Annotated in this window: 14 protein-coding genes and 1 pseudogene; 12 read left to right on the top strand and 3 right to left on the bottom strand. The window is 68.6% G+C overall.

Annotated elements, in window-relative coordinates:
* Positions 1-577 precede the first annotated feature (577 nt).
* The 5 genes from ACVNF4_RS20055 to ACVNF4_RS20035 all read left to right on the top strand — a co-directional run bounded on the left by ACVNF4_RS20055 (position 578) and on the right by ACVNF4_RS20035 (position 4,455).
* A complete protein-coding gene (locus tag ACVNF4_RS20055; protein WP_461804219.1) occupies positions 578-1,036 on the top strand; it encodes a peroxiredoxin in 459 nt (152 codons plus the stop codon).
* A gap of 115 nt (positions 1,037-1,151) precedes the next feature.
* On the top strand, positions 1,152-1,727 hold the full coding sequence (locus tag ACVNF4_RS20050) for a calcium homeostasis/redox stress adaptation protein (protein WP_461804218.1): 576 nt from the start codon (positions 1,152-1,154) through the stop codon (positions 1,725-1,727).
* A 92-nt stretch (positions 1,728-1,819) separates the two neighbouring features.
* Positions 1,820-2,395 carry a TerD family protein gene (locus ACVNF4_RS20045; protein ID WP_461804217.1) on the top strand — a complete coding sequence of 192 codons (576 nt, stop codon included), beginning with the start codon at positions 1,820-1,822 and terminating at the stop codon, positions 2,393-2,395.
* A 48-nt stretch (positions 2,396-2,443) separates the two neighbouring features.
* Positions 2,444-3,592: a DUF475 domain-containing protein gene (locus ACVNF4_RS20040; RefSeq protein ID WP_461804216.1), complete on the top strand. Its 1,149-nt coding sequence runs from the start codon at positions 2,444-2,446 to the stop codon at positions 3,590-3,592.
* 125 nt (positions 3,593-3,717) lie between these two features.
* Positions 3,718-4,455 (top strand): TerD family protein, encoded by a 738-nt coding sequence (locus ACVNF4_RS20035; protein ID WP_461804220.1) that lies wholly within the window; start codon positions 3,718-3,720, stop codon positions 4,453-4,455.
* 10 nt (positions 4,456-4,465) lie between these two features.
* On the opposite strand, the gene ACVNF4_RS20030 is transcribed toward ACVNF4_RS20035, so the two are convergent.
* Positions 4,466-5,230: a TerD family protein gene (locus ACVNF4_RS20030; RefSeq protein WP_461804215.1), complete on the bottom strand. Its 765-nt coding sequence runs from the start codon at positions 5,228-5,230 to the stop codon at positions 4,466-4,468.
* Between the two features lie 206 nt (positions 5,231-5,436).
* On the opposite strand from ACVNF4_RS20030, the gene ACVNF4_RS20025 reads away from it, so the two are divergent.
* The 3 genes from ACVNF4_RS20025 to ACVNF4_RS20015 are packed head-to-tail and all read left to right on the top strand — an operon-like array spanning position 5,437 to position 9,855.
* The gene (locus tag ACVNF4_RS20025) at positions 5,437-6,600 is read left to right on the top strand and encodes an HpcH/HpaI aldolase/citrate lyase family protein (protein WP_461804214.1); all 1,164 of its coding nucleotides are present in this window, start codon (positions 5,437-5,439) and stop codon (positions 6,598-6,600) included.
* A 22-nt stretch (positions 6,601-6,622) separates the two neighbouring features.
* Positions 6,623-9,043, top strand: a complete 2,421-nt coding sequence (locus tag ACVNF4_RS20020; RefSeq protein ID WP_461804213.1) for a phosphoribosyltransferase — start codon at positions 6,623-6,625, stop codon at positions 9,041-9,043.
* The gene (locus tag ACVNF4_RS20015) at positions 9,043-9,855 is read left to right on the top strand and encodes an HAD family hydrolase (RefSeq protein WP_461804212.1); all 813 of its coding nucleotides are present in this window, start codon (positions 9,043-9,045) and stop codon (positions 9,853-9,855) included. The genes ACVNF4_RS20020 and ACVNF4_RS20015 overlap by 1 nt, the downstream gene beginning before the upstream one ends.
* A 627-nt stretch (positions 9,856-10,482) precedes the next feature.
* Here ACVNF4_RS20015 and ACVNF4_RS20010 read toward each other — a convergent pair.
* Entirely contained in the window at positions 10,483-10,701 is a 219-nt protein-coding gene (locus tag ACVNF4_RS20010; RefSeq protein ID WP_461804211.1) for an FmdB family zinc ribbon protein, read from the bottom strand.
* Positions 10,702-10,871: 170 nt separating this feature from the next.
* Between ACVNF4_RS20010 and ACVNF4_RS20005 the strand changes: the two genes are divergently transcribed.
* The 4 genes from ACVNF4_RS20005 to ACVNF4_RS19990 all read left to right on the top strand — a co-directional run bounded on the left by ACVNF4_RS20005 (position 10,872) and on the right by ACVNF4_RS19990 (position 16,494).
* Positions 10,872-11,396, top strand: a complete 525-nt coding sequence (locus ACVNF4_RS20005; RefSeq protein WP_461804210.1) for a hypothetical protein — start codon at positions 10,872-10,874, stop codon at positions 11,394-11,396.
* A gap of 358 nt (positions 11,397-11,754) precedes the next feature.
* Positions 11,755-13,857 carry a transglycosylase domain-containing protein gene (locus ACVNF4_RS20000; RefSeq protein WP_461804209.1) on the top strand — a complete coding sequence of 701 codons (2,103 nt, stop codon included), beginning with the start codon at positions 11,755-11,757 and terminating at the stop codon, positions 13,855-13,857.
* Positions 13,858-13,915: 58 nt separating this feature from the next.
* Positions 13,916-15,208 carry a polysaccharide deacetylase family protein gene (locus ACVNF4_RS19995; RefSeq protein ID WP_461804208.1) on the top strand — a complete coding sequence of 431 codons (1,293 nt, stop codon included), beginning with the start codon at positions 13,916-13,918 and terminating at the stop codon, positions 15,206-15,208.
* Between the two features lie 116 nt (positions 15,209-15,324).
* On the top strand, positions 15,325-16,494 hold the full coding sequence (locus tag ACVNF4_RS19990) for an amidase domain-containing protein (RefSeq protein ID WP_461804207.1): 1,170 nt from the start codon (positions 15,325-15,327) through the stop codon (positions 16,492-16,494).
* Between the two features lie 64 nt (positions 16,495-16,558).
* Here ACVNF4_RS19990 and ACVNF4_RS19985 read toward each other — a convergent pair.
* Positions 16,559-17,165 (bottom strand): annotated as a pseudogene (locus ACVNF4_RS19985) (hypothetical protein); the annotation flags it as partial.

Below are 17,165 nucleotides of genomic sequence, written 5' to 3'. Positions count from 1 at the left end.
CGCATGCTGGCCCTGGCCGCCGCGATCTGGCACAACTTCCAGACCGGCCAGGCGGTCAGCCGCTCACTGACCGCCTATGACCACTGACCGTATTTGGAAAGACTCGTCTAGCCCCGAGCCTTGGTTCTGCGTGAGCCCCCGACTTCGCCCGCCGGACGGCCGCTGTACCCGCGCTCCGCACGCCGCTCCGCCCTCTCCAGGTGCCTACCGCGTTGTCGCTCAGGCTGTGAGCGATCAAGATTCGAGCCCTGGCTGGGTCCAGCCCCCGCCCGAACGCCGGGCCCCGCCTGAGCCGTCGGGCTTGGCCGAGTACTAGGCCCCGCCCGAGCCCCGGGCCCTGGTCCTGTGCGAGCCCCCGGCTTCGCCCGTCGGACGGCTGCCGTATCCGCGTCCCGTACGCCGCTCCGCCCCCTCCAGGCGCCCCCGCGTCGCTCAGGGTGTGAGCGATCAGGATCCGGGCCCTGGTTGGGGCCAGACCCCCGCGCCCCGCATGCCACCCCCGCCCCCTCCCGGCGCCCCCGTCCCCTCGCCGTAGGCTGGTGTTCCCCCGAACAGCCCAGCGAAGGGAAACATCCCGATGGCGATCCAGGTCGGCGAGAAGGCTCCTGACTTCGAGCTCAAGGACAACCACGGTGCGACGGTCCGGCTCTCGGACTTCCGCGGCGCCAAGAACGTCGTCCTGCTCTTCTACCCCTTCGCCTTCACGGGCGTCTGCACCGGTGAGCTGTGCGAGCTGCGTGACAACCTGCCGAAGTTCGAGGACCGGGACACCCAGCTGCTGGCGGTGTCGAACGACTCCATCCACACCCTGCGCGTCTTCGGCGAGCAGGAGGGGCTGGAGTACCCCCTGCTCAGCGACTTCTGGCCGCACGGCGAGGTCAGCCGGGCGTACGGGGTGTTCGCGGAGGACAAGGGCTGCGCGGTGCGCGGGACGTTCGTCATCGACAAGGAGGGCGTCGTGCGGTGGACGGTCGTCAACGCGCTGCCGGACGCCCGGGACCTCGGCGAGTACGTGAAGGCGCTCGACACCCTGTGATTCTTCGGGGTCAGGGCCTGCGGGCGCCGGGAACCCGTCACTAGGATCGGATCGTTGATCCGACATATCCGAAGCACGACGGGGCTCCCCGCCCCAGGAACCCAATGGAGGACTCGTGGGAGTCAGCCTCAGCAAGGGCGGCAACGTTTCGCTGACCAAGGAGGCCCCCGGCCTGACCGCGGTCATCGTCGGTCTGGGGTGGGACGCCCGCTCCACGACCGGCACCGACTTCGACCTGGACGCCAGCGCCCTGCTGGTGGACTCGTCCGGCAAGGTCGCCAGCGACGCGAACTTCGTCTTCTTCAACAACCTCAAGAGCCCGGACGGCTCGGTGGAGCACACCGGCGACAACATCACCGGTGAGGGCGAGGGCGACGACGAACAGATCAAGGTCAACCTCGCCGGCGTCCCGGCCGACGTCGACAAGATCGTCTTCCCGGTCTCGATCTACGACGCCGAGAACCGCCAGCAGTCCTTCGGCCAGGTCCGCAACGCGTTCATCCGCGTCGTGAACCAGGCGGGCGAGGCCGAGATCGCCCGCTACGACCTCTCCGAGGACGCCTCGACGGAGACCGCGATGGTCTTCGGCGAGCTGTACCGGCACGGCGCCGAGTGGAAGTTCCGCGCCATCGGCCAGGGCTACGCCTCGGGTCTGCGCGGCATCGCCCAGGACTTCGGCGTCAACGTCTGACACCCCTCCCGGCGCCGGCGCCGTCTCCGTTTGGCGGCGGCGCCGGGAGCGCAGGACAACCGGAGAAGCACCACCAGGGGAGGACCAGCAACATGGGCGTCACGCTCGCCAAGGGAGGCAATGTCTCCCTGTCCAAGGCCGCGCCGAACCTCACACAGGTGATGGTCGGGCTCGGCTGGGACGCACGCTCCACCACCGGAGCCCCCTTCGACCTCGACGCCAGCGCTCTGCTGTGCAACAACGGCCGGGTCCTGGGCGACGAGTGGTTCGTCTTCTACAACCAGCTCAAGAGCCCGGACGGCTCGGTCGAGCACACCGGCGACAACCTCACGGGCGAGGGCGACGGCGACGACGAGTCCCTGATCGTCGACCTCACGAAGGTCCCGGCGCACGCGGACAAGATCGTCTTCCCGGTCTCCATCCACGACGCCGACAACCGCGGCCAGACCTTCGGCCAGGTCTCGAACGCGTTCATCCGCGTCGTCAACCAGGCCGACGGCCAGGAACTCGCCCGATACGACCTCTCCGAAGACGCTTCCTCCGAGACCGCGATGATCTTCGGTGAGTTGTACCGCTACCAGGGGGAGTGGAAGTTCCGTGCGGTTGGACAGGGGTACGCGTCCGGACTACGGGGCATCGCTCTAGACTTCGGAGTCAACGTTTCGTAAAGCCGAGTACGGCGCGGGGGAGCCCCGTACCTACGGATTGGGTAGCCAGTGCTTCTGAAAACCTTTGGCTGGTCGTTCGCGGTCACCGCGATCGGCCTGACCGTCGGCGTCCTCTACGACGGATGGACGGGCCTCGGCGTCGTGGCGATCCTCTCCATCCTGGAGATCTCCCTGTCGTTCGACAACGCGGTGGTCAACGCCGGGATCCTGAAGAAGATGAACGCCTTCTGGCAGCGCATCTTCCTCACGGTCGGCGTGCTCATCGCGGTGTTCGGCATGCGCCTCGTCTTCCCGGTGGTGATCGTCGCGATCAGCGCCAAACTCGGCCCCATCGAAGCCGTCGACCTCGCTCTCAACGACAAGAGCCGCTACCAGGAGCTGGTCACCGACGCGCACGCGTCGATCGCCGCCTTCGGTGGCATGTTCCTGCTGATGATCTTCCTGGACTTCATCTTCGAGGACCGGGACATCAAGTGGCTGGGCTGGATCGAGCGCCCGCTCGCCAAGCTCGGCAAGGTCGACATGCTGTCGGTCTGCATCGCCCTCGCCGTCCTGCTGACCGCCGCGTTCACGGTCGCCCCCAACGCGCACATCCACGGCGGCGGGCACGTCGACAAGACGGAAACGGTCCTGCTCTCCGGGATCCTCGGCCTGATCACCTACCTCGTCGTCGGCGGGCTCTCCGGATACTTCGAGAACAAGCTCGAAGAGGAAGAGGAGCGGGAGCACGAGGAGGAGGAAGAGGCCAAGCGCGCGGGCAGGCAGAAGCCGGTCATCCTGCTCGCCGGCCGCGCCGCGTTCTTCATGTTCCTCTACCTCGAAGTCCTCGACGCGTCCTTCTCCTTCGACGGCGTCATCGGCGCGTTCGCCATCACCAACGACATCGTCCTGATGGCCGTCGGCCTCGGCGTCGGCGCCATGTACGTCCGGTCGCTGACCGTCTACCTGGTCCGCCAGGGCACCCTCGACGACTACGTCTACCTTGAGCACGGCGCCCACTACGCGATCGGCGCCCTCGCCGTCCTCCTCATGGTCACCATCCAGTACCAGATCCACGAGGTCATCACCGGCTCGATCGGTGTCATCCTCATCGCCTGGTCCTTCTGGTCCTCGGTCCGCCGCAACCGCGCGCTGGAGGCCGCGGAGGGAAAAGAGGGGTCTGACGACGCGAAGGCGGAAGTACCTTCCGGCGTCTGACACTTGAGACCGGGAGTGTGATCAGCTTCCGGACGAGGAAAGCTTCTGACGGGGCGGCTGTCCGTGCGGCCGCCCCGTCGGGCTATCCCGGGGCGGGGTTCTACGAGAGGGACATGAGGCGGGAGATGGGCTTCTTCGACGGGCTGCTGGGCAGCCGCGCGAGCGACTTCGACTCGGGCAGCGCCGCGAGCAACGCGATCGAGCTGAGCAAACGGCATCCGCAGGTCTCCCTGACGAAACAGGGAGCGGCGATCGGCAACCTGCGCGTCAACCTGACCTGGCGGATGCGGACGTCCGACTTCGGCGGCATGAAGCGCGAGAGCCTCTTCCGCCACCCCTTCAAGGCGCTCAAGCCCCCGGAGGTCGTCGGGCACAGCCAGAGCATGGTCAACGTCGACCTCGACCTCGGCTGCCTCTACGAACTCACCGACGGCACCCGGGGCGTCGTCCAGCCGCTCGGCGGCCTGCTCGGTGACGTCAACGATCCGCCGTACGTCCAGCTCAGCGGGGACGACCGGTTCGGGTCGGCGTCCGGCGAGACGATGTACGTCAACCTCGACCACGTCGAGAACATCAAGCGGCTGCTGGTGTTCGTCTACATCTACGACCAGACCCCGGCGTTCGACCGTACGCACGCGATGGTCACGCTGTACCCGAGCAACGGACCCCGAATAGAGATCGGCCTCGACGAACGGCACCCCCAGGCGCGGTCCTGCGCGGTGGTGATGATCGAGAACGTCAAGGGCGAGCTGATCGTGCGCCGCGAGGTGCGGTTCGTGTACGGGTTCCAGGCGGAGCTGGACCGGCTGTACGGGTGGGGGTTGCAGTGGGGCCGGGGGTACAAGGCGAAGGCCGACAAGTAGCCCCCGGGCTTCAACGGCCGATGAACTGCGGTCCCTGCGGCGGCATCTTGAACTCCTGCGGGTAGCCGTACGCGGGCTGGGCACCCTGGCCGTAGGTCGGCAGGGAGGCCGGGTAGCCGTACGCCGGCTGGCGCGGGGGCGTCGTCGGCTGCTCGGGCGGGAGGGGCTGGGAGAAGGTCTGGGGGCTCGCGGGGGGCTCCTCTTGGGGTGGGGTCTCCTGGTCCTCGGCCTCCGACTCGTCCACCGAGATGCCGTGGTTGACGGCGAGCCCCTTCAGCCCGTCCGAATAACCCTCGCCGATCGCGCGGAACTTCCAGCCCTCGCCCCTGCGGTACAGCTCGCCGCAGATCAGGACGGTCTCCTCGCCGGTCTCGGGACGGACGTCGAAAACGGCAATCGGCTCGGCGTCGGTGAGGTTCGCGTCGTACAGCAGGATCTGGAGCGACTGGACGTGGTCGAAGGCGACCCCGTCCGCGGAGGCGACGAGCAGGATCCGGCCGACGACGGGCTCGACGCCGGTGAGGTCGGTCTGGATGGTGTCGGTGAGGGCGTCGGCGACGCGCTTCTTGCCGAGCCGCCAGACCTTCCCGGAGGGGTGGCGGGGCTGGTTGTAGAAGACGAAGTCCTCGTCGGAGCGCACGCGTCCGTCGGGTCCCAGCAGAAGCGCGGAGGCATCGACGTCCGGCACGCCCTGGCCGGGGGTCCAGCGCAGGACGGAGCGGACGGTACCGGCTTCGAGCGGGACGTTCGACCCCTTCAGCATCGCGTGCGTCATGCGGTCATCCTGCCCTCTCGTCGCTGATCACGACAACCAAGGCGAGACGGACGCGGGCGTGGGGGGAAGTGTCCACGCGCCGGTGCCGGTCGGCGTTACCAGAAATTCATTCCCGGCGGGAACTTTTGAACTGATCGGTACGTACTATTACCGGTCACCTGTTTCACAGGATCTACCAGCTTCACCGCCCGTCACGGGGAGACACATTGCGTCATTTTGGGCATATCGCCCCGGAGGAGAGACGCCGCCTCTTCCACCAGGAGCCGTGCGCGTTCGGCACGGACTCCCCGGCCAAGCTGCTCTCCGCGGCCCTCGGCGCCACGCTCTACAGCCCGGCGACCCGCCCCCAACTCGCCGACGACGTGATCAAACAGGCCACCCAGGGCGTCGTCTCCATGGTCCTGTGCCTGGAGGACTCCATCGGCGACGACGACGTCCTCGCCGGCGAGGAGAACCTCGTCCGGCAGTTCGCCGACCTCGCCGCCCGCACCGGGGAACTCCCCCTCCTCTTCATCCGGGTCCGCACGGCCGAGCAGATCCCCGACCTCGTCCACCGCCTCGGCGAGACCGTACGGCTGCTCAGCGGCTTCGTCTTCCCCAAGTTCACGGAGGAGCGCGGGACGGCGTTCCTGGAGGCCCTCAGCGCCGCCGAACTGTCCTGCGGACGGCGGCTGTTCGGGATGCCCGTGCTGGAGACGCCCGAGCTGATGTACCGCGAGAGCCGCGTCGAGGCGCTGGAGGGCATCGCCCGCGCCGTCGAGAAACACCGCGACCGCGTCCTCGCCCTGCGCCTCGGCGTCACCGACTTCTGCTCCTCCTACGGCCTGCGCCGCGCCCCCGACATGACCGCGTACGACGTCCAGATCGTCGCGTCCGTGATCGCCGACGTCGTCAACATGCTCGGCCGCGCCGACGGCACCGGGTTCACCGTCACCGGGCCGGTCTGGGAGTACTTCCGGGTCCCGCAGCGGATGTTCAAGCCGCAGCTGCGCGCCAGCCCCTTCCTCGAAGGGCAGGCCGCCGGGCTGCGCGACCGCCTCATCGAGCACGCGATGGACGGCCTGCTGCGCGAGATCTCCCTCGACCACGCGAACGGCCTCCTCGGCAAGACCTGCATCCACCCCTCGCACGTCCCGGCCGTGCACGCGCTCTCCGTCGTCAGCCACGAGGAGTACAGCGACGCCGTCGACATCCTGCGGCCCGAGCGGGGTGGCGGGGGAGTGCTGCGGTCGCAGTACACGAACAAGATGAACGAGGTGAAGCCGCACCGGGCCTGGGCCGAGCGGACGATGCTGCGGGCCGAGGTGTTCGGGGTGGCCCGGGAGGACGTCGGGTTCGTGGATCTGCTGGCGGCCGGGATACCGGGCTGAGGTCGATGTGTCGAGGAGTGAAGTGAACGGCGAGGTCTGGTCCGGTAGTTGGGTGGCCGAGCGGCTCGGTGTCGAGTTGGCCGGCGACGCCGTCCTGCCCGGAATGCTGGGGCTCGCGCTGCGGCGTAACCCCAAGCGGGCGCATCTGCTCGTCTCCAACGTCCTCGGCAAGCATGTCCCGCAGTTGCCGTCGGTGGTCTACGGGCACGGCTTCGCCCTGGGGCGCCGGGTGCGTGAACTCCTGGGCGCGGACGCCGAGTCGGCGGTGGTGCTGGGGTATGCGGAGACGGCGACGGGGCTCGGGCATTCCGTCGCGGACGGGGTGGGGGACGTGACGTACCTGCACTCGACTCGGCGGCCGGTGGAGGGAGTTCGGCGGGCGGGGGGCTTCGAGGAGGCCCACTCGCACGCCACCTCGCACCTGTTGCTGCCGGAGGATGCGGAACTGCTGGCTGGGGAGGGGCCGTTGGTGCTGGTCGACGACGAGTTCTCCACCGGGAACACGGTGTTGAACACGATCGGGGATCTGCACGAGCGGTATCCGCGGGGGCGGTATGTGGTGGTGGCGTTGGTGGACATGAGGTCGGAGGCGGATGCGGGGAGGCTGGAGGAGTTCGCGGGGGAGATCGGCGCGAGGATCGACCTGGTGGCGACGGCGTCGGGGACGGTGGAGTTGCCGGAGGGGGTGCTGGCGAAGGGGCAGGCGCTGGTCACCGAGTACGAGCACGTTTCTTCGGACGTGCGGGAGACCGAACTCACGGGCGCCGTCACCAGAGTCGGCCTGCACTGGCCTCTCGATCTCCCCGACGGCGGCCGGCACGGCTTCACCGCCCACCACCGAATACGCCTGGACGCCGAACTCCCGGCCATGGTCGCCAGGTTGGCCGAGGCGCTCCCGGCGGACGCCACCCGCGTCCACGTCCTCGGCTTCGAAGAGCTCATGTACGCCCCCCTCCGCCTCGCCCACGAGCTGGAGCACATCGCCGACGCCGAGATCCGCTACTCCACGACGACCCGCTCCCCGGTCCTCGCCGTGGACGACCCGGGCTACGCGATCCGTACCCGCCTCACCTTCCCGGCCCACGACAACCCGGCGGACGGTCCCGGCGACCGGTACGTGTACAACATCGCCGGCGCCGGATTCGACGCGGTGATCGTGGTGGTCGACTCGACGGCGGACACACCCGAACTCCACGCGCCTCAGGGCCTGTTGGCCCAGTTGTCGCAGCACACCCCGCGGGTGATTCTCGCGGTGATCCCGTCATACCTGCCCGGAAGGCCCCGCATGCTGCCAGAGCCCCTCAGAGGCCCCGCCTTCTCCTCGTACGCGCCGGAAGAGGTCGGCTGGCTGCTCCAGGACCTCTCGGACGTCACGCTGGAGGCGCCGACGGAGGAACGCGAGGAGGCCGTGCAGAGCGGCGGCGCGCACTACGCGGAGTCCCTGCCGATCGAGTACCAGCCGAGCGACCAGTACCAGGCGCTGTTCCAGACCGCGTTGACGGAGTCGGCGGAGCGCCTCGCGCAGGCGGTCGGCGTCGTCACGGAGACGGTCCTCGCGGAGCGCTCCCCACACCCCGTCCTCGTCTCGCTGGCCCGCGCCGGCACCCCCGTCGGCGTCCTGATGCGCCGCTGGGCCCAGTACCGGCACGGCCTCGAACTCCCGCACTACGCCGTGTCGATCGTGCGTGGCCGGGGCATCGACGCGAACGCGCTGCGCTGGCTGGCCGAGCATCACGACCCGGCCGACGTGGTGTTCGTCGACGGCTGGACCGGCAAGGGGGCGATCACCCGTGAACTCGCCGCCGCGATCGAGGAGTTCGAGGCGGCGGGCGGCCCTGCCGGGTTCGACCCGGAGATCGCGGTCCTCGCCGACCCCGGTTCCTGTGTCCGGACGTACGGCACGCGCGAGGACTTCCTGATCCCGTCGGCATGCCTCAACTCGACGGTGTCGGGGCTGATTTCGCGGACTGTCCTGCGCGCGGACCTGGTTGGGCCCGACGACTTCCACGGGGGCAAGTTCTACCGGGAGCTGGCCGGGGCCGACGTCTCCGTCGCCTTCCTGGACGCCGTCTCCGCGCGCTTCCCCGAGGTGGGGGAGTCGGTCGACACGGCCGTCAAGGAACTCCTCGCCAGTGACCGGACGCCGACCTGGGAGGGGTGGGCGGCCGTCGAGCGGATCAGCGAGGAGTACGGCATCCATGACGTCAACCTCGTGAAGCCGGGGGTGGGGGAGACGACCCGGGTGCTGTTGCGGCGGGTGCCGTGGAAGATTCTCGCTCGCGCCGGGGCCGGGGCGGACCTCGGACATGTCCGGCTGCTGGCCGAGCAGCGGGGTGTTCCCGTCGAGGAAGTCTCCGAACTTCCCTACACCTGCGTCGGGTTGATCCATCCTCACTACACACGCGGTGCCACCGGCGCCGACGGGAAGGCGGTGGCCGTCTGATGACGGTGCTAGTCGCTAGCGACCTCGACCGGACCCTGATCTACTCCCCGTCCGCCCTCGCCCTCACGATGCCGGACCCTCGCGCGCCCCGGCTCCTGTGCGTCGAGGTCCACGAGGCGCGTCCGCTGTCCTTCATGACGGAGACGGCTTCGCAGTTGCTCTCCGAGCTCGGTGACACGGCGGTGTTCGTTCCCACCACGACCCGTACCCGCAAGCAGTACCTCCGCATCAACCTGCCCGGTCCCGCACCGAAGTTCGCGATCTGTGCGAACGGGGGGCACCTGCTGGTGGACGGTGTCAGCGACGGTGACTGGCAGGCGGAGGTCACCTCCCGACTGGCCTCGGAGTGCGCCCCCCACGCGGAGATCCAGGCCCACCTCTCCGCTCACACCGACCCCGTCTGGCTCCGCAAACAGCGCGTCGCCGAGGACCTGTTCTCCTACCTCGTCGTCGAACGCGAACTCCTCCCCGACGAATGGGTCAAGGAACTCTCCGTCTGGGCCGAGCAGTTGGGCTGGGGCGTGTCCCTCCAGGGCCGCAAGATCTACGTCGTCCCGAAGCCGCTGACGAAGAGCGCGGCGGTCCGGGAAGTGGTGCGGCGTACGGGGGCCGAGTTGAGCCTCGGCGCCGGGGACTCCCTGCTGGACGCCGACCTCCTGGAGGCCGTCGACCGCGCATGGCGCCCCGGGCACGGAGAGCTGGCCGACACCGGGTGGGCCGGCCCCGGCGTAACCGCCCTGCCCGAGCGGGGAGTTCTGGCCGGGGAGCGAATCCTGCGGGAGTTTTTGAAGGCGGTGCGGTTGGGGGTGTGAGGCTGCGGGTGCGTGGGGGTGGTCGCGGTAGTTCGCCGTGTCCCTGAGGAACGTGGTTGCTGTGCGTGGTTCCGTGCGGATCGCGGTGGGTTTTGCGCAGTTCCCCGCGCCCCTGAAGGACGGGGGTGCTGTGGGTGGTTCCGTGCGGGCCGCAGTGGGCCGGTCGCGTAGTTCGCCGTGCCCCTGAGGAACGTGGTTGCTGCCCATGGTTCCGTGCGGATCGCGGTGGGTTTTGCGCAGTTCCCCGCGCCCCTGAGGAAGTGACGTGGTTGCTGTGCGTGGCCCAGTGCAGGTCATCGCGTCTGCGCGACGGAGCCATGCCTCAAACCAAAGCGCGCGCCGCGCTTTTCGGACCGGCGCGCGCCAAGTCTTAGGGCGCGGGGCTGTGTCGGTATGCGGCTCCGCCGCGTGGGCGTAAACGACCCACGACCCGCACTCGACCACGTGCGGAACGCAAGTCCTTCAGGGGCGCGGGGAACTGCGCGAACAACCCACGGTCCGCACTGAACCATGGGCAGCACCGCGTCTCTCAGGGGCGCGGGGCTGTGTCGATATGCGGCTCCGCCGCATGGGCGTGAACGGCCCCCACGCACCCGCACACGGCCCCCCACCACACCCCCCTACTCCTCACCCGCAACAACCCCCACCACAACACCCCCCGCCCCCTTGCCCTTTGGGCGCGGACGACGGCGTCGAGGCCGTACCCCCCACCGCCACGGCGGACAGCAACTTGACGGTGTCTCCGTGCCCGGAGGGGCACTGCGCGGGGGCGGCGGACTCCGCCATCGGTCGGGACAACTCGAACGTGTCGCCGCAAGTCCGGCACCGGTATTCGTAACGAGGCATGCCTCAAAGGCTAACGGCTTGGTCATGATCACAGGGTTGGCGTGATCATGTAGTTGATCTTTGAGGGAATCGCGCACTCTTCACGTGACGCACGCGAGTGTGAAAGGTCAGCGGTTCCATATGAGAGCGCGTTGGTGGGGGCCGTGTGCGGGACGTTGATCGTGCAGGGCGTGACGGGCGGCACGGGCGGTGACCGGCGCCGGGAGCGCCGTCGTCGTCGATGCGGCCGCCCTGACCTTCCCCGTGAAGCCGAATCTCGTGCGGCGGACGGCACCGCGCTGCGGGCGTACGACACCCTCGGGAACTCCGCGGCGGCCTCGGTGTCGGGGACGCCGGTGATCGTGCAGGAGACGGCGGCCGTGAAGTCCGGTGCCTGGACGGCGAAGTCGGCCACGGGGTACCTGGGAGGGAGATCGCTCACCAGTACCGCGAAGAACGCGTCGCTCACCTGGACGTTCACCGGGCGGTCGGTCGGCTGGGTGGTGTCGCGCGCGGCGACCTCCGGACAGGCGGACATCTATCTCGAAGGGGCGAAGGCCGCCACAATCGATCTTAAATCCGCCACAACCGCTTACCGGAGTGCCGTCTGGACGAAGAGCTGGGCGGCAAGTGCGAAGCACACGCTGAAGATTGTGGTGCGAGCCACCGCCGGACGTCCCACCGTCACGACCGACGGGATCGTCTACCTCAAGTAGGACCCGTAGTACCCGTAGCCCCCGTAGTACCTGTGGTAACCCCCCGCCCGAGGAAGGAGTGTGACGAAGTCGCTCCCTCCGGTTTCCGCCGTACGCAGTGATTGCGTTCATTTCTGTCACTTTCTTGTGTGGAGAACTTGCGAAGAGCACTGGTAATTTGAGTGGGCCGCGAGAGCCGCGAGGTCGGGGGGACGCGGGGGGCTTCGCAGCCGCACAAGGTGACCGAAAAGCTCCCCGTACGCTCGGTGCGTTCCTCTGCGCGGCACCCACGAATGCGGAGGGAGACGCTGTCGTGACCAGGCGGGGGCAGGGGGATGAGCCCCGGAAGCCGGCTGCGGGCCCGCGTCCGGACGAGACCATGCAGCTGAAGGTCCCCGCCTCCTTCCAGGCGGACGAGACCATGCAACTGCGCGTCGCGGACCTGGAGATACCCGAGGCCGCGGACTCTTCCGGCGGGGCCAGCAGACTGGCCCGCAAGAAGGAGCTGCGGCCGTCCCCGGCCCGCCGCCTCGCCGGCGCGCTCGCCCCCCACGCCCGCCGTCTGCGCCCCGCCTATCCGCGCCCCGACCGCGACGGCTGGCGCCGCTGGATGCCCTCCTGGCGGCAGTGGGCCGGCGCCGCCCTCACCACCACCGGCCTCGGCGTCGTCTTCCTCGGCGTCGCCTACGCGGCCACCGACATCCCCGACATCAACTCCTACGCCAAACAGCAGGACAACGTCTTCTTCTGGGCCAGCGGCGCCCCGATGGCCCGTACCGGCTGGGTACAGCGCCAGGACATGCCGCTCAAGGACGTCCCCGAGAACGTCCGCAACGCGGCCATCGCCGCCGAGAACGCCAGCTTCTACAGCGACCCGGGTATCTCCCTCAAAGGTATTAGCCGCGCCCTGCTGCGCACGGTCGGCTCGGGCGACACCCAGGGCGGCTCGACCATCACCCAGCAGTACGTGAAGAACGTCTACCTCAACCAGGACCAGACCGTCGGCCGCAAGTTCACCGAGGCCATGATCGCGCTCAAGCTGGACAACCAGATGAGCAAGGACGACATCCTCCAGGGCTACCTGAACACCAGCTGGTTCGGCCGAGGCACCTACGGCATCCAGCGCGCCTCCCAGGCGTACTACGGCAAGGACGTCGGCCAACTCAACGCCAGCGAGGGCGCGATGCTCGCCGCGCTCCTCAAGGGCGCGGGCCTGTACGACCCGACGCTGAACGCCGCCAACCACAAGCGCGCCGAGGTGCGCTGGAAGTGGATCCTCGACCGGATGGTCGAACTCGGCAAACTGTCCAAAGAGGAACGCGCGAAGTACACGAAGTTCCCGGACCCCCTCAAACGCAACCCGCTTTATGACACGGGTCAACAGACCGACTATCTCGTCGAGTTGGCGACGTCGTACGTGAAGAAGGCCGCGAACATCTCCGACAAGGAATTCGATCTCGGCGGCTATCAGATCTACACGACCTTCGACAGGAACCGCGAGACCCAGCTCACCGACGAGGTGACGAAGGCCCGCCGGAAGGCCCAGAAGGACGACCCGAAGAACGCGAAGGCCGTCCACTACGGCGCGGCCTCCGTGGGCGCCGACGGGCGGATCATCGCCGTCTACGGCGGCCCCGACCACCGTACGCAGGGCTACAACGAGTCCAACGCCACGACCGTGCCCGCCGGTTCGGCGTTCCAGCCGTTCGTCTACGCCGCAGGTCTCGAACACGGCGTCCGCAAGACCCGCGAGGGACCCGTCGAACAGGTCAGCCCCCAGAGCCTGTACGACGGGAACAACGGCGCGCTGATCCGGACGCCGGAGGGCCCCTACTGGGACCGCAGCGGCAAGCCGGTCGCCGCGAAGAACGCCGACGGCAGGTCGTACGGCAGTATCAGCCTGCGCAGAGCCCTCGCGCTCGGCGTCAACGGGCCGTTCATGCAACTCGGCATGGACACCGGCCTCGACATGGTCCGCAAGACCGCCGAGGACTCGGGGCTGCTCTCCTCCAGCATCGGCGCGATGGTGCCCGCCCTGTCCACGGGCAGCTCCACACCGAGCGCGATCCGGATGGCGAGCGGCTACTCCACGTTCGCCGCGGGCGGCACCCACACCGAGCCGTACTCGGTGCGCAAACTCACCCGCAACGGCGGCCAGGTCGACCTCGCCAGACCCGGCAGCCAGCGGGCGATGAGCGAGGAGGTGGCCGGCGAGGTGACCGACGCCCTCACCGACGCCTACCGGACAGCCCACCCCGCCGCGTCCGGCGCCGGGAAGGTCGCCGGGAAGTACGGGACGACCGAGAAGGACACCGCCGCCTGGTACATCGGCACCGCCGACAAGGTCTCCACCGCCGTCGTCGTCTACCGCATCGACCTCACCAAGAGCCTCGAACCACTGCCGTTGGAGGGCGTCGCCGGAACCACCGCCGACAGCGTTCCGCACGGCATCTGGTCGCGGGCCACGAGTCCGCTCGACTGACCACCGGGGCGGACCCCGCCGACCAGCCCCTGTCCCCCAGCAGAATGAGCAGCCGCACATGAAGCAACCGTCGGGCCGCCGCCGCAAGGCTCCCGAGCCGCGCCCGCCCAAGTCCCCTGGCGTCGCCCGGCGTTCGGGGTTCCTGTCCCTGGCCGCTTTCCTCGTCGTCACCTCGCTCGTCGCGGGGTACATGGTGCTCTCCCGCACCGACCGGACCACACCGACGGCCGCCGAGGGGACGGGCGACAGACAGACGGTGAAGGAGACCGAGGAGCCCTGGGACGGCAGAACGAAGGTGCTCGGGGACGGCTCGACCTCCTACACCGGCCCGCAGAAAGGGCAGTTGAAGCCGGAGCCGCTCAAGCCCGGTCAGAAACCACCCCAGTTCGTCGTCTTCTCCTGGGACGGCGCGCTCCAGGGCGACGACCAGCTCTTCTCCCACTACCGCAGCATGGCGCAGGAGTACGACGCGCACATGACGTTCTTCCTCACCGGCATCTACCTGCTGCCGAAGGACAAGAAGAGCCTCTACAACCCGCCCCAGCACCCCAGAGGCAGCGCGGCGATCAGCTACGCGACCGACGAGCACATCCGCACCACGCTGGAACAGCTCGGCCGGGCCTGGCAGGAGGGCAACGAGATCGGCACCCACTTCAACGGCCACTTCTGCGACGCCAAGGGCGGCAAGGACTGGAGCGTCGCGGAGTGGAAGAGCGAGATCGACCAGTTCTACGCCTTCACCGAGAAGTGGAAGACCAACACCGGCTTCAAGTCGATGGACCCGCTGCCCTTCGACTTCCGCAAGGAGGTCACCGGCGGGCGCGCGCCCTGCCTGGAGGGACAGCCCAACCTGCTGAAGGCGGCGAAGAGTTACGGCTGGCGCTACGACGCCTCCTCGCCCGGCAAGTTCCAGGTGTGGCCCGACAAGAAGGACGGCATCTGGGACTTCCCGCTCCAGATGCTGCCCTACGAGGGCGGCAAGTACCAAGGCCTGTCGATGGACTTCAACTTCCTGTACAACCAGTCCAACGGCGAGGTGAAGGGCGATCCCGCCAAGTACCCGCAGTGGGAACAGGAAACCCTCGACACCTACATGGCGGGCTTCAACCGGGTCTACTTCGGCAGCCGCGCGCCCCTGTTCATCGGCAACCACTTCGAGGACTGGAACGGCGGCATCTACATGAAGGCCGTCGATCAGGCGATCAAGAACATGTGCACCAAGAAGGACGTGAAGTGCGTGTCCTTCAAGGAGTTGGCGGACTGGATGGATGTTCAGAAACCGGACAACCTCGACCGGCTCCGAACCCTTGATCCTGCCCAGAGCCCGGACTGGTCAACCGTGGTCCAGTGACGGTCTCATAACAGCTTGCGGCTCGGAGGCCAACCCCCTTCACAACTGCCACACATGGCATGCAAGGATTCCGCTACCCGGCATCCCTCCCCCGCCGGGCCAGAGGGGAACTATCCGTGAAGTCAAGGAAATTGAGCCGTTCGCGGCGTCGCGTCACGATACTCACGGCGACCGCCGCGTCGGTCGCCGCGGGTGTCGCACTCCTGCCGACCTGGTCAGCAGGGGCCGCGACCCCGAGCAACCCCACGGTGGACGCCAAGACCAGGGCGACCTTCCAGAAGCTGGCCGACGCGGTCTTCACGGACCGCACCGACGCGTTGGTCGACGGCAACCGCAAGAAGCCCGCCGCCAAGGGCTTCTCGGGGCGCGTCAAGCTGTCCGCGAAGCAGAACAGCACCGAGAGCACCACCCTCACCACGCTGACCCGGCGCAAGGCCACGCTGGCGAAGCTCGGTGAGAAGTACAGCAAGGGCGCGACCACCGTCAGCCTCGACACCGTCAAGGTCACGGGCCGCACCGCGAAGGCGAAGGTCACCGAGACCACGACCCTCACCTACGAGAAGAACACCGGCAAGGAACCGGCCACCACCGGCTTCCAGGCCCACCACGAGCTGACCTTCAGCGCCGACCAGAGCGGCAACTGGCAGCTCTCCGGCGTCCGTTCGACCGACACGGGCGGCCCCGCCGTCAACCAGGTCGTCAAGCCCGCCGTCGCCACCGTCAAGACGGCCGCCGCGGGCGACACGCCGTCCGCGCCGCGCGCCGCCACCACGCGCAACCCGGTCGCCGTCCCGAAGAACACCACCAACGGGACGTACGACTACAAGGCGATGGCCGCCTACGCCGAGAAGTACTGGAGCAACTACAACCCCGAGTACCCGAACTTCAACGGGCACGGCGCGGGCGGTGACTGCACCAACTTCGTCAGCCAGTCCCTGAAGGCCGGCGGCTGGAAGCACGCCCCGGGCTACGTGGACGACTACACGAAGTGGTTCGGCAACAAGGACATCCAGTCGCACTCCTTCGTCGGCGTCAACGAGTGGTCCTGGTTCACCCAGAACGCCAAGCGTTCCACGCCGCTCGCGAACGTCTACCAGATGCAGGTCGGCGACGTCCTCCAGATGGACTTCGACCGGGACGGCTCCAAGGACCACACGATGATCGTGTCGTTCGTCTCGGGCGGCATGCCGTACATGACGTACCACTCGTCGAACACCTACCGGCGCTCGCTGGCCAGCATCCTGGCGTCGGACCCGAACGCGTACTACTACGCGTACCGCACCTGATCCCCTAGGTCTCGGGTACTACGGGCCCGTCCCCCCTCCCCGGGGGTGACGGGCCTCGCGCGTGTCAGTGACCCGTACCCCGCTCCTCGCGGATCTGCGACACCACCCGCGCCACCGCCTGCCGCACGGCCTCCGTCTCGGTCAGGAAGTGCCAGTAGTCGGGGTGGCGTCCCTCCAGAGAGGCGACCGCGCTCTCCAGCCGGGCCACCGACTCGTCGAGCGGACGGGCGTGCCGGGGGTCGGGGGTGGTCCGGCCGGTCATCGCGAGCCGCTGGGCGTCCCGGATCGCGAAACGGGTCCGGTCGATCTCCTGCTGAGGATCCTTCTGCACGGCGTTCAGCCTGGTCAGCCGATCCCCGGCAGCCGACACCGACTCGTCCGTCGCGTTCAGCAGCGCCCGGACCGTCGACAGCAGCGACGCCGCGTCCGGCCAGCGCTGCGCATCCCGCGCGACCTGTGCTTCGCTCAGCCTCGCCTCGGCCTGCCGGACGTTCTCGGCGGCCTGCTCGGGCACCCGCTGGAGGTCCTGCCAGCAGGCCGCGGCGAACCGGCGGCGCAACTCGCTGAGAATCGGGTCGACTTGCGCCGCGCGGGTCGTCAGGGCCTGCGCGCGGGTCCGCAGTGACACCAGCCGGTGGTCGATCTCGGCGGCCCGCTCCGGCAGCCGTCCG

It is taken from the genome of Streptomyces sp. S6 (assembly GCF_054880855.1).
Note: the sequence above shows the minus strand (reverse complement) of the source record. Positions and strands in the feature narration are given on the sequence as shown.

What these genes read in the sequence shown, in the direction of transcription:
- ACVNF4_RS20010 (WP_461804211.1), bottom strand. Translation starts at nt 10,701, where the DNA reads ATGCCTCGTTACGAATACCGGTGCCGGACTTGCGGCGACACGTTCGAG.
- ACVNF4_RS19995 (WP_461804208.1), top strand. Translation starts at nt 13,916, where the DNA reads ATGAAGCAACCGTCGGGCCGCCGCCGCAAGGCTCCCGAGCCGCGCCCG.
- ACVNF4_RS20035 (WP_461804220.1), top strand. Translation starts at nt 3,718, where the DNA reads ATGGGCTTCTTCGACGGGCTGCTGGGCAGCCGCGCGAGCGACTTCGAC.
- ACVNF4_RS20055 (WP_461804219.1), top strand. Translation starts at nt 578, where the DNA reads ATGGCGATCCAGGTCGGCGAGAAGGCTCCTGACTTCGAGCTCAAGGAC.
- ACVNF4_RS20000 (WP_461804209.1), top strand. Translation starts at nt 11,755, where the DNA reads ATGCAGCTGAAGGTCCCCGCCTCCTTCCAGGCGGACGAGACCATGCAA.
- ACVNF4_RS20015 (WP_461804212.1), top strand. Translation starts at nt 9,043, where the DNA reads ATGACGGTGCTAGTCGCTAGCGACCTCGACCGGACCCTGATCTACTCC.
- ACVNF4_RS20030 (WP_461804215.1), bottom strand. Translation starts at nt 5,230, where the DNA reads ATGACGCACGCGATGCTGAAGGGGTCGAACGTCCCGCTCGAAGCCGGT.
- ACVNF4_RS20045 (WP_461804217.1), top strand. Translation starts at nt 1,820, where the DNA reads ATGGGCGTCACGCTCGCCAAGGGAGGCAATGTCTCCCTGTCCAAGGCC.